At 72.2% G+C, this 13,553-nt stretch carries 17 protein-coding genes; 14 read left to right on the top strand and 3 right to left on the bottom strand.

Features of this window, described 5'->3' with window-relative positions:
* Positions 1–7 precede the first annotated feature (7 nt).
* The 3 genes from ftsY (at position 8) to K0V08_RS02525 (ending at position 3,040) form a co-directional block, all read left to right on the top strand.
* On the top strand, positions 8–883 hold the full coding sequence (gene ftsY, locus K0V08_RS02515) for a signal recognition particle-docking protein FtsY (protein WP_012038048.1): 876 nt from the start codon (positions 8–10) through the stop codon (positions 881–883).
* Between the two features lie 61 nt (positions 884–944).
* Positions 945–2,519, top strand: a complete 1,575-nt coding sequence (gene ffh / locus K0V08_RS02520; RefSeq protein ID WP_079532789.1) for a signal recognition particle protein — start codon at positions 945–947, stop codon at positions 2,517–2,519.
* Positions 2,520–2,662: 143 nt separating this feature from the next.
* On the top strand, positions 2,663–3,040 hold the full coding sequence (locus tag K0V08_RS02525) for a VOC family protein (RefSeq protein ID WP_012038050.1): 378 nt from the start codon (positions 2,663–2,665) through the stop codon (positions 3,038–3,040).
* Positions 3,041–3,049: 9 nt separating this feature from the next.
* Here the strand turns inward: K0V08_RS02525 and K0V08_RS02530 are convergent, their stop codons facing one another.
* A complete protein-coding gene (locus K0V08_RS02530) occupies positions 3,050–4,243 on the bottom strand; it encodes a MarP family serine protease (RefSeq protein WP_227267223.1) in 1,194 nt (397 codons plus the stop codon).
* Between the two features lie 19 nt (positions 4,244–4,262).
* On the bottom strand, positions 4,263–5,396 hold the full coding sequence (locus K0V08_RS02535; RefSeq protein ID WP_043560749.1) for a glutamate--cysteine ligase: 1,134 nt from the start codon (positions 5,394–5,396) through the stop codon (positions 4,263–4,265).
* Positions 5,397–5,669: 273 nt separating this feature from the next.
* Here K0V08_RS02535 and rpsP point away from each other — a divergent pair, with 273 nt between their 5' ends.
* Genes rpsP through trmD form a run of 4 tightly spaced genes read left to right on the top strand, consistent with a single transcriptional unit; the run spans position 5,670 to position 7,624 of the window.
* Positions 5,670–6,083, top strand: a complete 414-nt coding sequence (rpsP, locus tag K0V08_RS02540; protein WP_015490055.1) for a 30S ribosomal protein S16 — start codon at positions 5,670–5,672, stop codon at positions 6,081–6,083.
* A gap of 3 nt (positions 6,084–6,086) precedes the next feature.
* On the top strand, positions 6,087–6,323 hold the full coding sequence (locus K0V08_RS02545; protein ID WP_012038054.1) for an RNA-binding protein: 237 nt from the start codon (positions 6,087–6,089) through the stop codon (positions 6,321–6,323).
* Complete coding sequence (gene rimM, locus K0V08_RS02550; protein WP_050976297.1) at positions 6,301–6,936, top strand: ribosome maturation factor RimM; 636 nt, start codon at positions 6,301–6,303, stop codon at positions 6,934–6,936. The genes K0V08_RS02545 and rimM overlap by 23 nt, the downstream gene beginning before the upstream one ends.
* A 1-nt stretch (position 6,937) precedes the next feature.
* Positions 6,938–7,624, top strand: coding sequence for a tRNA (guanosine(37)-N1)-methyltransferase TrmD (gene trmD, locus K0V08_RS02555; RefSeq protein WP_079532792.1), 687 nt, complete (start codon positions 6,938–6,940; stop codon positions 7,622–7,624).
* A 19-nt stretch (positions 7,625–7,643) separates the two neighbouring features.
* Here trmD and map read toward each other — a convergent pair whose 3' ends face one another.
* Complete coding sequence (gene map, locus K0V08_RS02560; protein ID WP_012038057.1) at positions 7,644–8,411, bottom strand: type I methionyl aminopeptidase; 768 nt, start codon at positions 8,409–8,411, stop codon at positions 7,644–7,646.
* Positions 8,412–8,481: 70 nt separating this feature from the next.
* Between map and K0V08_RS02565 the strand changes: the two genes are divergently transcribed.
* From K0V08_RS02565 to K0V08_RS02595, 7 genes are all read left to right on the top strand, one after another.
* The gene (locus K0V08_RS02565) at positions 8,482–8,973 is read left to right on the top strand and encodes a hypothetical protein (protein ID WP_012038058.1); all 492 of its coding nucleotides are present in this window, start codon (positions 8,482–8,484) and stop codon (positions 8,971–8,973) included.
* A 170-nt stretch (positions 8,974–9,143) separates the two neighbouring features.
* Positions 9,144–9,488 (top strand): 50S ribosomal protein L19, encoded by a 345-nt coding sequence (gene rplS / locus K0V08_RS02570; RefSeq protein ID WP_012298189.1) that lies wholly within the window; start codon positions 9,144–9,146, stop codon positions 9,486–9,488.
* 66 nt (positions 9,489–9,554) lie between these two features.
* The gene (gene lepB, locus K0V08_RS02575) at positions 9,555–10,307 is read left to right on the top strand and encodes a signal peptidase I (RefSeq protein WP_012038060.1); all 753 of its coding nucleotides are present in this window, start codon (positions 9,555–9,557) and stop codon (positions 10,305–10,307) included.
* Entirely contained in the window at positions 10,307–10,966 is a 660-nt protein-coding gene (locus tag K0V08_RS02580) for a ribonuclease HII (protein ID WP_012038061.1), read from the top strand. The genes lepB and K0V08_RS02580 overlap by 1 nt, the downstream gene beginning before the upstream one ends.
* Before the next feature lie 73 nt (positions 10,967–11,039).
* Positions 11,040–11,363 carry a DUF2469 family protein gene (locus K0V08_RS02585; RefSeq protein WP_012038062.1) on the top strand — a complete coding sequence of 108 codons (324 nt, stop codon included), beginning with the start codon at positions 11,040–11,042 and terminating at the stop codon, positions 11,361–11,363.
* A 111-nt stretch (positions 11,364–11,474) separates the two neighbouring features.
* The gene (locus K0V08_RS02590; protein ID WP_012038063.1) at positions 11,475–11,831 is read left to right on the top strand and encodes a YraN family protein; all 357 of its coding nucleotides are present in this window, start codon (positions 11,475–11,477) and stop codon (positions 11,829–11,831) included.
* A complete protein-coding gene (locus K0V08_RS02595; protein ID WP_012038064.1) occupies positions 11,831–13,387 on the top strand; it encodes a YifB family Mg chelatase-like AAA ATPase in 1,557 nt (518 codons plus the stop codon). Before K0V08_RS02590 ends, K0V08_RS02595 begins: the two co-directional genes overlap by 1 nt.
* The last annotated feature ends 166 nt before the right edge of the window (positions 13,388–13,553 follow it).

Here is a 13,553-nt window from a genome sequence, read left to right on the forward strand (position 1 = left end):
TGGGCACATGGCAGCCCGCACCCCCTGGTCCCTCTCCGGCGCGCTCCGCGGGATGTTCGCGAAGCCGACGATCGACGAGACCACGTGGGACGACCTCGAGACCGCGCTCATCACCGCGGACTTCGGCCCCGACGTCACCGAGGCCACCATCGACGACCTCCGCCAGAAGGTCGAGCGCTACCGCACGACCGACCCGCGCGACCTCCAGCGCATGCTCCGCGAGAGCATCGAGGAGCGCCTGGCGAAGCACGACCCCACGCTGAAGCTCAGCGCCCGCCCCGCCGTGATCCTCGTGGTCGGCGTCAACGGCGTCGGCAAGACCACCACCATCGGCAAGTTCGCGAAGTTCCTCCGCAACTACGGCCGCACGGTCGTCGTCGGCGCGGCGGACACCTTCCGCGCGGCCGCCGTCGACCAGCTCGCCACCTGGGCCGACCGCGCCGGCGCCGAGATCGTGCGCCCGCAGCAGCCCGGCCAGGATCCCGCGAGCGTCGCCTTCCAGACCGTCGAGCACGCGATGCGCACGGGCACGGAGATGGTCATCATCGACACGGCCGGCCGTCTGCACACCAAGGGCGGCCTCATGGACGAGCTGTCGAAGATCCGCCGCGTGGTCGAGAAGCAGTCGCCCATCGCCGAGGTGCTGCTCGTCCTCGACGCGACGACCGGCCAGAACGGGCTCGCGCAGGCGCAGGCCTTCATCGAGCACGGCGGCGTCACGGGCCTCGTCATCACCAAGCTCGACGGATCAGCCAAGGGCGGCTTCATCCTCAACGTGCAGGAGCGCACGGGCATCCCCATCAAGCTCATCGGCCAGGGCGAGGGCATCGGCGACCTCACGGGCTTCACCCCGCACGTCTTCGCGCAGAACCTGGTCGGCTGACCGGCGTCCCTCCCGGGCGCTGGCCCGACCCCGCTCCGACGCCGGTTAAGCTGGACCCACCATGGCTACCTTCGGAACACTCTCGGACCGCCTCGCCGAGACCTTCAAGAACCTGCGCGGCAAGGGCAAGCTCAGCGCCGCGGACGTCGACGGCACCGTCCGCGAGATCCGCCGCGCGCTGCTCGAGGCCGACGTCGCGCTCGACGTCGTCAAGGCGTTCACCGCGTCCGTCCGCGAGCGCGCCCTCGGCGGCGAGGTCAGCCAGGCGCTGAACCCCGCCCAGCAGGTCGTGCAGATCGTCAACGAGGAGCTCGTCGGGATCCTGGGCGGCCAGCAGCGCCGCATCCAGTTCGCCAAGAAGCCGCCGACCGTCATCATGCTCGCGGGCCTCCAGGGCGCGGGCAAGACGACCCTCGCGGGCAAGCTCGGCAAGTGGCTCGCGAAGGACGGCCACACGCCGATGCTCGTCGCGGCCGACCTCCAGCGCCCCAACGCCGTGCAGCAGCTGCAGGTCGTCGGCGAGCAGGCGGGCGTCCCCGTCTTCGCGCCCGAGCCCGGCAACGGCAAGGGCAACCCCGTCCGCGTCACCAAGGACGCGATGAAGCACGCGATCGACAAGCAGTACAGCGTCGTCATCATCGACACCGCGGGCCGCCTCGGCGTCGACGCGGAGCTGATGAAGCAGGCCGCGGACATCCGCAAGGCCACCGACCCCGACGAGGTCCTCTTCGTCATCGACGCCATGATCGGCCAGGACGCGGTCGCGACCGCGAAGGCGTTCCAGGACGGCGTCGACTTCACGGGCGTCGTGCTCTCCAAGCTCGACGGCGACGCGCGCGGAGGAGCGGCCCTCTCGGTCGCCTCCGTCACCGGCCGCCCGATCATGTTCGCCTCCACGGGCGAGGGCCTCGACGACTTCGAGCCCTTCCACCCCGACCGCATGGCGAGCCGCATCCTCGACCTCGGCGACATCCTCACCCTCATCGAGCAGGCCCAGCAGGCCTTCGACGAGGAGGAGGCGATGGAGGTCGCCCAGAAGCTCGCGAGCGACACCTTCACGCTCGACGACTTCCTCAAGCAGATGCAGCAGCTGCGCGGCAAGGGCTCCCTCAAGAAGATGATGGGCATGCTCCCCGGCATGGGCGCCATGAAGGAGCAGCTGGAGAACTTCGACGAGAAGGAGATCGTCCGCACCGAGGCGATCATCCAGTCGATGACGAAGGCCGAGCGGCAGAACCCGAAGCTGCTCAACGGCTCGCGTCGGCTCCGCATCGCGCGCGGATCCGGCATGACCGTCACCGACGTCAACGGCCTCGTGCAGCGCTTCGAGCAGGCGTCGAAGATGATGCGCACGGTCGCCCGCGGCGGCATGCCGCAGATCCCCGGGATGGGCCCGATGCCGGGCGCGCACTCGGGCCGCAAGCCCGTGCAGCAGAAGAAGAAGAAGGGCTCGAAGTCGGGCAACCCGGCCAAGCGCGCGCAGGAGAACGCGGCGCTCGCGTCGGGCCAGCGCATCGGCGGCCCCGCTGCTCCCGCGGGATCCGGCTTCGGCCTCGCCGGGGCGGCCAAGGGCGGCGCGGACGGCGCCCCGAGCGAGGAGGAGCTCGCCTCGCTGCAGAAGTTCCTCGGGCGCTGACCCGACGCACGACCCGCACGTCCCGCGACGGCGTCCTCCCCACCGGAGGGCGCCGTCGTCGCATGCTCGACGTGCGCCCTCCGACGTGCCAGCGTGGGGGGAGCACCGCGGCGCCCGTCGCGATCCCGCGTCAGGAGCAACCCGTGTTCGCACCCGCCACCGCGTTCAGCGGCTTCAGCGTCGACGACGTCCCCGCCGCCCTCGCCTTCTACCGGGACACGCTCGGCCTCGAGGTCGAGGAGGTGCCCGAGATGGGGATGCTGCGGCTCGTGCTCCCGGGGTCCGGCGCGCGCGTCCTCGTCTACCCGAAGCCGGGCCACGAGCCCGCGACGTTCACGGTCCTCAACCTCCAGGTCGACGACGTCGACGAGGCGGTCGTCGAGCTGAACGCGCGCGGCGTCGAGACGGCGATCTTCGCGGGGATGCCGACGGACGCGCGCGGCATCATGCGCGGCAACGGCCCCGACATCGCCTGGTTCCGCGATCCGGCCGGCAACGTGCTCTCCGTCGTCGCGGCCTGACGCCCGGGGTCAGCGGGAGCAGCGCCCGGAGTCCACCGGGGTCGTCGCGCCCGCCTGCTGCAGCACGGGCGCGATCTCGTCGAGCGTCATCGCGTAGCCTGTCTGCGAGTCGACGGTCGAGGTCGCGAACACGAGGCCGACGACGCGCCCCTGGGCGTCGAACAGCGCGCCGCCCGAGTCCCCGGGACGCACCGTGCCGCGGACCGAGTAGACCTCGCGCGTGACGGGCTGCTCGTGCTGGATGTCGGTGCCGAGCGCCTGGACCACCTCGCGGATGCGCGCCCCCGTGGCCTGGTACGGCCCGCCGCCCGGGTAGCCGGCCACGACGGCCTCGTCGGAGGCGGCGAGCTCGTCGCCGAGAGCGAGCGGGGATGCCGTGAGGCCGGGCACCGCGAGGATGGCGACGTCCCGCGCGGGGTCGAACACCACGAGGTCCGCCTCGAGCAGCTGCCCCGTGCCGCCCTGCTGCACGTACACCTGGTCGGATCCGGTCACCACGTGCGCGTTCGTGACGACGCGGTCGCCCTGCACGACCCAGCCGCTGCCGGACGACGAGGTGCCGCATGCGGGTGCCGACGAGAGGATCTTCACGACGCTCGAGGCGGAGCGCCGCACGGCCTCGGGCACGTCGGCGTCGGGTGCGGCCGTGTCGGCGATCGCCTCCTCGCCGTTCGCGAAGACGCGCGGGTACCCGACGTCGTGGAGCGCGTCGTCGAGCGCCGAGAGGGCGGTGCCGCTGGAGATGGGAGAGACCCGGTCGAGCGCCGCGACGATGCGGGACGACGACGCGAGCTGCACCGCGGGGATCACGCCGCTGGAGCCGAGGAAGCCGCCGATGAACCAGACGGAGACGGCCCAGGCCGCGAGCCCCGCGACGGCGCCGATGCCGCGGTCGAGGCCGCGCGCGGCGCCCCGGGGGCGCAGCAGGCGGGTGAGGACGCTGGCGACCTGCGCGAGGATCCCGCTCACGAGCGACGTCGTGACGAGCATGAGCACGGCCGCCGCGAGCGTGCGGGTGATCCCGGTGGCGATGCCGAACTGGTCGAGGAGCGCGAGGAACGCCGGCGTGATCCACAGCGCGAGCAGGACGCCCAGCACGATGCCCGCGAGCCCGGCGACGGTCACGATGGCCCCGCGGCGCCAGCCGGCGAGGGCCGCGAGCACGGCGACGACGAGGATCACGATGTCGACGGCGGGGCTCACCTGCACAGTCTGCCCCGCGTCACCGGCCCAATCCTGAGCGCAGCTCCTCGACGAGGTGCGTGACCACGGGCGCGAGCGCGCCGTCGTTCTCCTCGGCCACCCGCAGCTGCCGCTGGTAGCTCGCGCCGCGGTCGACGATGTCGAGGATCCCGCGCAGCTCCGCCTCGCAGCCGAGCGCATCCGCCGTGGGGGAGAGGCGCTCCACGAGGGCCCGGGTGTCGTCGCCCACGAGCGCCTCGTCGCCGGCGGCGTCCTGGATGATGATCGCGTCCATCCCGTAGCGGGCCGCGCGCCACTTGTTCTCGCGCACGAACCAGGGCTGCATCCTCGGCAGCTCCTCGCCGCGGTCCAGGGCGGCCGACATGTCGTGCACCAGGCACTGGACCAGCGCCGCGAGCGAGGCGATCTCGCCGAGCGTCGAGACGCCGTCGAACACGCGCGTCTCGAGGGTGCCCCACTTGGGTGCAGGCCGGATGTCCCAGCGCAGCTCGCTGTGGTGGTCGATGACGCCGACGTGCGTCATGTCCCCGACGAGCCGCTCGTAGTCGGCCCAGGTCGTGAGGTCGGGCGGCAGCCCCGCGGTCGGCAGCTGCTGGAACATGAGCGCCCGGTTCGACGCGTACCCCGTCTCCTGCCCCGACCAGAACGGGCTCGACGCGCTGAGCGCCTGGAAGCGGGGGAGGTGGACGAGGAGCGCGTTCAGGATGGGCAGCGCCTTGGACGCGTCGTCGATGCCGACGTGGACGTGGACGCCCCAGATCATCATCTGGCGCCCCCACCACCTCGTGCGGTCGAGCAGCGTCGCGTAGCGCTCGTTGTCGGGCGTGACGTCCTGGTCGGGCCACGCGCTGAAGGGGTGGGTGCCCGCGCACATGAGGTCGATGCCGAGCGGATCCGCGACGTCCACCACCCGTTCGATGAGCCGCGCGAGGTCGTCCACCGCGTGCCCGACGCGCGAGTGCGGCGCGCTGACGACCTCGACGGTGTTGGTGAGGAACTCCCCGGTCACGTGCGGGTGGGCGTCGTCGTGGGGGAAGGAGCGGAGTATCTCCGGCGCGACGCCCGCGAGCTCCCCGGAGCCGCGGTCGACGCACGCGAGCTCCCACTCGATCCCGACGCGGGACGGCGGCTGGTGGGCGAAGTCGATCTGCATGCGGGTCCTGCCGTCCACGGGGTCTCGGGGCGCATGCGCCGGGTGTCGTCCGATCATGCCACGCACCCCGCGAGGCGGCCGGGCGATGACGCCGTGCGGCGCGCCGACCGCGGGGGTCCCGGCCGGGCGCCGCGTCTGCCATAATGATCTGTCGAGTCCGCGATCGTCCGACCCTCTAATCAGGCGCCGCGAGACCCCATCGAACCAATGCCGAGTGTGCCCCCACGCTCACGGCCGTCAGTTCACCCCACACAAAAGAAATTCAGGAGAATTGTGGCTGTCAAGATCCGTCTGAAGCGCCTGGGCAAGATCCGCGCGCCGTACTACCGCATCGTCGTCGCCGACTCGCGCACCAAGCGCGACGGCCGCGTCATCGAGGAGATCGGCAAGTACCACCCCACCGAGGAGCCCTCGTTCATCGAGGTCCAGTCGGAGCGGGCGCAGTACTGGCTCTCCGTGGGCGCCCAGCCCACCGAGCAGGTCGAGGCGCTCCTCAAGCTCACGGGCGACTGGGGTCGCTTCAAGGGCGACAAGGACGCCGTCTCCACCGTCCGCACCCGCGAGGCGAAGCCCGCCTACGTCGCGGACGAGAAGAAGAAGCCGGTCCTCAAGCCGAAGACCGAGAAGGCCGCACCCGCGCCCGAGGCCGCAGCGCCCGAGGCCGAGTCGACCGAGGAGCAGGCCTAGCCCATGCTCGCTCCCGCGCTCGCTCATCTGGTCAAGGGCATCGTCGAGCACCCGGACGACGTCTCCGTGACGAGCAAGGGATCCCCCCGGGGCGAGGTCCTCGAGGTGCGCGTGCACCCCGAGGACCTCGGCCGGGTCATCGGCCGGGCGGGTCGCACCGCCAAGGCCCTCCGGACGCTCGTCTCGGCTCTCGCCGACGGCCAGCGCGTCCGCGTCGATGTGGTGGACACCGATTCCTGAGGACATCGTCCGTGACCCCGCGGCGTTCCGCGTGGGCCGGCTGACCAAGGCGCACGGGCTCAAGGGAGCCGTCAAGCTCGAGCTGTTCACGGACGATCCCGACAAGCGGTTCGTCCCGGGCGCCGAGTTCTCGCTCCAGGTCCCCGAGTCGTCGCCGTGGCACGGACGCACGCTCACGCTGACCGAGCTCCGCTGGTACAACAGCCACCCCGTCGGGTTCTTCGATGGCGTCGCCGACCGCACCGCAGCCGAGTCGCTCGCCAAGGCCATCCTCTGGATGACGCCGCCGGCCGACGAGGCCGCCGAGCCCGACGCCTGGTACGACCACCAGCTCGTGGGCCTCACGGTCCTCCGCGACGGCGTCGAGGTCGGCACCGTATCTCTCGTCGACCACTTCCCGGCGCAGGACCTGCTGCACGTCGACACGCCCTCCGGCACCGTGCTCGTCCCGTTCGTGCAGGCCATCGTCCCGTCGGTCGACGTGGAGGCAGGCACGCTCGTCGTCACGCCGCCGCTCGGGCTCTTCGAGGAGATCCCGGACGAGACGCCGACGGCAGAGCCGACGCCGGCCGAGGCCGCGGAGCCCGCCCCCGAGGGCGACGACGCCCGCTGACATGCGGATCGACATCGTCTCGATCTTCCCAGAGTTCTTCGGGGTGCTCGACATCTCCCTCCTCGGTCGCGCGCGGCAGTCCGGCCTCATCGATCTCCGCGTGCACGACCTGCGCGCGTTCACGCACGATCGGCACCGCACCGTCGACGACACCCCGTACGGCGGGGGCGCCGGCATGGTGATGCGGCCGGAGCCCTGGGGCGAGGCCATGGACGAGGTGCTCGCGGACGAAACGGATCCCGTCGTCATCTTCCCGTCGCCCGCTGGCGAGGTCTTCACGCAGGCCATGGCGCAGGAGCTCTCCGCGGAGCCGCACCTCGCGTTCGGCTGCGGCCGCTACGAGGGCATCGACCAGCGCGTCGTCGACCACACCGCCACGCGCGCACGGGTCAGGCTGGTCAGCCTCGGCGACTACGTGCTCAACGGCGGCGAGGTCGCGGTCATGGCGATGATCGAGGCGATCGGCCGCCTCGTCCCCGGCGTCGTCGGCAACCCCGCCAGCCTCGTCGAGGAGAGCCACTCCGACGGCCTGCTCGAGCACCCGAGCTACACGAAGCCCCCCGAGTGGCGCGGACTGGCCGTCCCCGACGTGCTGCGCAGCGGCAACCACGCAGCGATCGCGGCATGGCGACGCGAGCAGCAGCTCGAGCGCACCCGCCGCGTCCGCCCGGACCTGCTGCCCGAGTGAGTCGTCTCCTGGCGGCGAGCTAGGAGCGCTCGGTGAGGATCAGCGGTCCGTCCTCCGTGATGGCCACGGTGTGCTCCATGTGGGCGCCGCGGGAGCCGTCGGCGCTCCGGAGGGTCCAGCCGTCCCTGTCCGTGAAGATCTCGTCGGTGCTCTGCAGGAACCACGGCTCGATCGCGATCACCAGGCCGGGACGCAGCGGCACGCCGCGGTTGGGCCGGCCCTGGTTCGCGATGTGCGGATCGCCGTGCATGGTGCGGCCGACGCCGTGCCCGCCGAAGTCGGTGTTGACCGAGTAGCCGGCCTCCGTCGCGACGGCGCCGATCGCCGCGGAGATGTCGCCCGTGCGCCCGCCGGGCTGGGCGGCGCGGATCCCCGCCTCGAGGGCGGCCGTCGTCACCTCGATGAGGCGGATGTCCTCCTCGCGCGGCGTGCCCACGATGACGCTCACGGCGGAGTCGCTGACCCAGCCGTCGACGGACGCCGCGAAGTCGAGGCTGAGGAGGTCGCCGTCCTGCAGCCGGTAGTCGTGGGGGAGCCCGTGCAGGACGCCGTCGTTGACCGACGTGCACAGCACCTTGCCGAACGGCATGGCGCCGAAGGACGGGTGGTAGTCGATGTAGCAGGACTCCGCGCCGCGCTGGCGGATCATGCGGTGCGCCTCGCGGTCGAGGTCGAGGAGGTTCACGCCGACGTCGGCCTTCGCGGCGAGGGCTGTGAGCACGGAGGCCACGAACTCCCCGGCAGGTCGCATCTGGTCCATCTCGGCGGGGGTTCGCAGTTCCATCACGCGAAGGATCCTACGGGAGCCGGGCCCGGGCCCTCCCGGGGCGCCCAGGATCCGCTCGTAGCATGAGGCCATGCAGCAGTCCCCGGCCCTCGGCCTCCGTCGCGTGCTCTACCGCTGGCAGTTCGCGGCCGTCGTCGTGCTCCCCGCCTGGCTCCTCGTGGGCTGGGCGTCCTTCGGGTCCGGCGGATGGGAGCTCCTCCTCGTGATGCTCGCCTCCGGCGCCCTCGGGATCGCGCTGCTCGCGGCCCTCGGCCTGGTCCTGGCCCGTCGCTCCGTCCGCACCGCGCGGGCCGTGTCCCCGACGGATGCGATCGCCATGGGCGTCCTGACCCTCGCGGTCATCGGCACCGGCACCTTCTCCGTCGTCAGCACCTGGTGCGCGGTCGTCGCGGTGCTCGCCGTCGTCGCGCTCGTCGCCATGGCCGTCCGGCAGCTGCTCGCGGAGACGCGGCAGCGCATGCAGGAGGTCATCGCGGTCATCGAGCGGGACGCGCAGCCGCGACCGCCCGAGTGGAAGGCCGCGGAGGGCCCCGACGCCGGGCGCACCATCCGGCTGGACTGACTCCGTCGCGCGGACCCCGCGCTTTGCGCTCGACGCGCCCGAGGTGACAGAATGGGCGATCGTGCCTGCCGTCGACCCTGCCACGGGGGAGTCGACCACTCATGCGGGCCGTTCCCCTTCCAGACATTGATGCGCAGTCGACCCGTGGCGGTTGCAGAGAGCGGTACACCATGCACATCCTCGATTCCGTCGACAAGGCGTCGCTGCGGTCGGACATCCCCGACTTCCGCGCCGGCGACACGGTCAAGGTCCACGTCAACATCGTCGAGGGCAGCCGCTCGCGCATCCAGGTGTTCCAGGGCATCGTCATCGGCCGTCAGGGCGAGGGCGTCCGCGAGACGTTCTGCGTCCGCAAGGTGAGCTTCCAGGTCGGCGTCGAGCGCACCTTCCCGGTGCACTCCCCGGTCATCGACCACATCGAGGTCGTGACGCGCGGCGACGTGCGCCGCGCGAAGCTGTACTTCCTCCGCGACCTGCGCGGCAAGAAGGCGAAGATCAAGGAGAAGCGCTCCTAGCGCATCCCCACCTGTCATCCCACTGAGCTCCCGGCGCATATGCTTGCCGGGAGCTCAGGCGGTTAAATGACAGACAGCACGGCGCCCATGGAGACGAGATCCTCGGGCAGGCACAGCGGCAGCGGGTCGCGTGGATGGAAGACGTTCCTCCGGGACGTCCTCGTCATCTTCGTGGTGGCCCTCCTCGTCTCGATCCTGATCAAGGCGTTCCTGATCAGATCGTTCTACATCCCGTCGTCCTCCATGGAGGACACGCTGCAGATCAACGACCGCATCGTGGTGAACCAGCTCACGCCGCGGCTCATGCCGCTCGAGCGCGGCGACGTCGTCGTGTTCCGCGATCCGGGCGGCTGGCTCCTCCCGTCTCCCCAGGTCGAGAAGCCGCCCATCGCGGCCGCGGTCGACTGGGCGCTCACGACCGTGGGCCTGTCCGCCTCCGACAGCAACGACCACCTCATCAAGCGCCTCATCGGCCTGCCGGGCGATCACGTCGTCTGCTGCAACTCCCTCGGCCAGATGAGCGTGAACGACGTGCCCCTGGACGAGCCCTACCTGAAGCTCGTGCCCGGCGACACGCAGGCCTCCGACGACGGGTTCGACGTCACCGTCCCCGCCGACTCGCTCTGGGTCATGGGGGACAACCGCGGCAATTCCGCGGACTCGCGCTACAACGTCAACGGCCCCACCAAGGGCTTCGTGCCGATCGACCACGTGGTCGGCCGTGCGTTCGTCATCACCTGGCCCATCGACCGCTGGTCGATCCTCAGCGACCACCCCGAGACGTTCGGCGACGTGCCCGACCCCGTCCCCGCGGGCTGATGCCGGTCGCGGATCCCACCCTCGATCTGGAGCACGAGCTCCTCCACGCGGGCGCCGCCCTCGTGATCGGCTGTGACGAGGTGGGTCGAGGAGCGCTCGCGGGGCCTGTCGCCGTAGGCATGGCCGTCGTGGGGCCGGACGCCGTGGGTTTCCCGCCCGGCCTCCGTGACTCGAAGATGCTCAGCGAGAAGCGCCGCGAGGCGCTGCACCCGGTCGTCGCCGGGTGGGTCCGGCACTCGGCCGTCGGCATGGCCTCCGCTGCCGAGGTGGACGAGCTCGGGATCACGGCCTGCCTCGGCCTCGCCGGGCGCCGCGCGCTCGTCGAGCTGCACCACGCCGGCGTCCCGCTGCTGGACAGCGTCGTCCTGCTGGACGGTGCGCACGACTGGCTCACGCCGCATCTCGCCCACCCCGTGCCCGTGCGCCTGCGTGTGAAGGCCGACCGCGACTGCGCTTCCGTGGCCGCGGCCTCCGTGCTCGCCAAGGTGGAGCGCGACCGCATGATGGCCGTCTGGCACGAGGACCTGCCCGAGTACGGGTGGGCGGGCAACAAGGGCTACGGCAGCGCCGCGCACCTCGACGCCATCCGGGCTCGCGGTGCCTCGCCCCTCCACCGGCGCACGTGGCTCTCCGGCGTGCTCGGGGACGCGACGCCCTGACGCCCGGGGAGGGATGCCCGGGTCGGCTCCCTCGGCGGAGGGCGGCCCCGCGGGCGGTTAGGATCGACGGACCATGGATGACGACGAGTTCGAGGACTACGACCGCGAGGTGGAGCTCGCGCTCTACCGGGAGTACCGGGACATCGTGTCCCAGTTCAAGTACGTGGTCGAGACCGAGCGGCGCTTCTACCTCGCCAACGAGGTCGAGCTCGTGCGGCGCGACACGGAGCACGACTTCTACTTCGAGCTGACCATGACCGACGTCTGGGTCTGGGACGTGTACCGCTCCGACCGGTTCGTGAAGTCCGTCCGCGTGCTCACCTTCAAGGACGTGAACGTCGAGGAGCTGTCGGCGAAGGAGTTCGAGCTCCCCAAGGAGCTCGCCATCGACGAGTAGGGCCCCTGAGGGGATCCCTCCCCAGGCGCTCGCCCGACGCGCACTGCACGCCCTAGCGGCCCATGGCCGACCACGGTGCTGCGGTGGCGCATCCTCCTCGCGGAGGTGCGCATGACACGCGAGCAGGACCTGGGACGACGCGGCGAGGAGATCGCCGCGCAGCATCTGATCGGGCGCGGGTACACGCTCGTCGAGCGCAACTGGCGGTGCCGCGAGGGCGAGATCGACCTCGTGATGACGCACGCGGGCACGACCGTGCTCGTGGAGGTCAAGACGCGCGCGGGGCTCGGCTACGGGCATCCGCTCGAGGCGGTCACACGCGCGAAGGCCTCGCGTCTGCGGGTCCTCGCGGGCCTCTGGTGCCAGGCGCATCCCGACCGGCGCGGGCCCGTGCGGATCGACGTGGTGGGAGTGCTCTGGCCCCGGGGCGGGCAGCCGTCGGTCGAGGTCGTCCGGAGCGCCTGCTGATGGCCGTCGGTCGCACGCTCGCCGTCGCGCTCTCCGGCCTGGACGGAGCGCTCGTCGACGTCGAGGCCGACATCACGAGCCAGCTCCCCGGGTTCGTGCTCATCGGCCTGCCGGACGCCGCGCTCAGCCAGGCCCGCGAGCGGGTCCGCGCCGCGACAGGCAACGCGGGATGCGAGTTCCCCGTCCGCCGGGTCACCGTCAACCTCTCGCCGGCCGTCCTGCCGAAGCACGGCTCCGGCTTCGACCTCGCGATAGCCCTCGCGATCCTCGCGGCGGGTGGGTCGGTGTCGGCCGAGTCGGTGGCCGGCACCGTGCACCTCGGCGAGCTCGGCCTCGACGGGAGGCTGCGTCCGACGCACGGCATCCTGCCCGCGGTGCTCGCCGCGCGTCGAGCGGGCGCCCGCCGGGTCATGGTGCCGCGCTGCCACGCGGACGAGGCGTCCCTCGTGCCCGACATGCGGGTCATCGCCGTGGCGGGGTTGCGGGATGCGGCGATCCACCACGGCGCCGAGCTCGAGCCGGAGCCGGAGGAGGCCGACGCCCGTCCGTCCACGCCCACGGGGAGCGGATCGACGCGGGCGATCGGGGGCACGGAGCCGGCGGAGCCCTGCCTGGGCGACGTGGTCGGCAACGAGGAGGCCGTGGAGGCGCTCGTGGTCGCGGCCGCGGGCGGGCACCACATGTTCCTGCTCGGCCCGCCCGGCGCGGGGAAGACGATGCTCGCCCAGCGGCTCCCCGGCCTCCTGCCCGACCTCGACGAGGAGGCCGCGCTGGAGGTCGGCTGCATCCGGTCGCTCTGCGGGGAGAGGCTGGGACCCGAGCTGCCCGTGCGTCCACCCCTGGAGGCGCCGCACCACACGGCGAGCGCCGCGGGGATCGTCGGAGGCGGCAGCGGGCGCATCCGCCCTGGGGCGGCCGTGCGCGCCAGCGGGGGAGTGCTCTTCCTCGACGAGGCGCCGGAGTTCGCGGGCGCCGTGCTGGACTGCCTGCGGCAGCCGCTCGAATCGGGCGTCATCAGCATCCACCGGGCCAACGGCGTCGCCCACTTCCCGGGGCGCTTCCAGCTGGTGATGGCGGCGAACCCGTGCCCGTGCGGTTCGTACGGCGTCGCGGGTGCCGACTGCTCGTGCCCGCCCCAGGCTCGCCGGCGCTACTTGGCCAGGCTCTCCGGCCCGCTCATGGACCGCATGGACATCCGGCTCAGCGTCCGCCGGGTCACGACGGCCGTGCATCTCGCGGCGGGCGATGCGCCGCGCGTGACCACGCCGACGGCGCGGCTGCGCGTCGCCGCAGCTCGCGCGGCGGCCGCAGAGCGATGGGCCGCGACGCCGTGGCGCACCAACGCCCACGTCTCGGGAACCTGGCTCCGGCGCGAGGCCCGCATCGCCCGCGGGGCGACCGTCTCCCTCGATCGAGCGCTGGACCGCGGGATCCTCACCATGCGCGGCTACGACCGGGTCCTCCGCATCGGGTGGACCCTCGCGGACCTGGAGGGCGCGTCGAGCCCCGACGCGGATCATCTGGGCCGGGCCCTCCTGCTGCGAGGCGCGTCGTGAGCGCCGACCACGACGGAGGCGGCGTGGTGGACGACGCGCATGCCTCCGAGGGGGCGGTCCGTCCCTCCCCATCCCGCTCGGGAGGCCGAGCTCGGCCTGCGGAAGCACCGCGGAGCAGCATCGCGGGGCCCGACTCGGCACGTGCGCGCGCCGTCGCCCGCCTCGG

Origin of the sequence: Clavibacter michiganensis, assembly GCF_021216655.1 — a bacterium.
GTDB lineage: Bacteria > Actinomycetota > Actinomycetes > Actinomycetales > Microbacteriaceae > Clavibacter > Clavibacter michiganensis.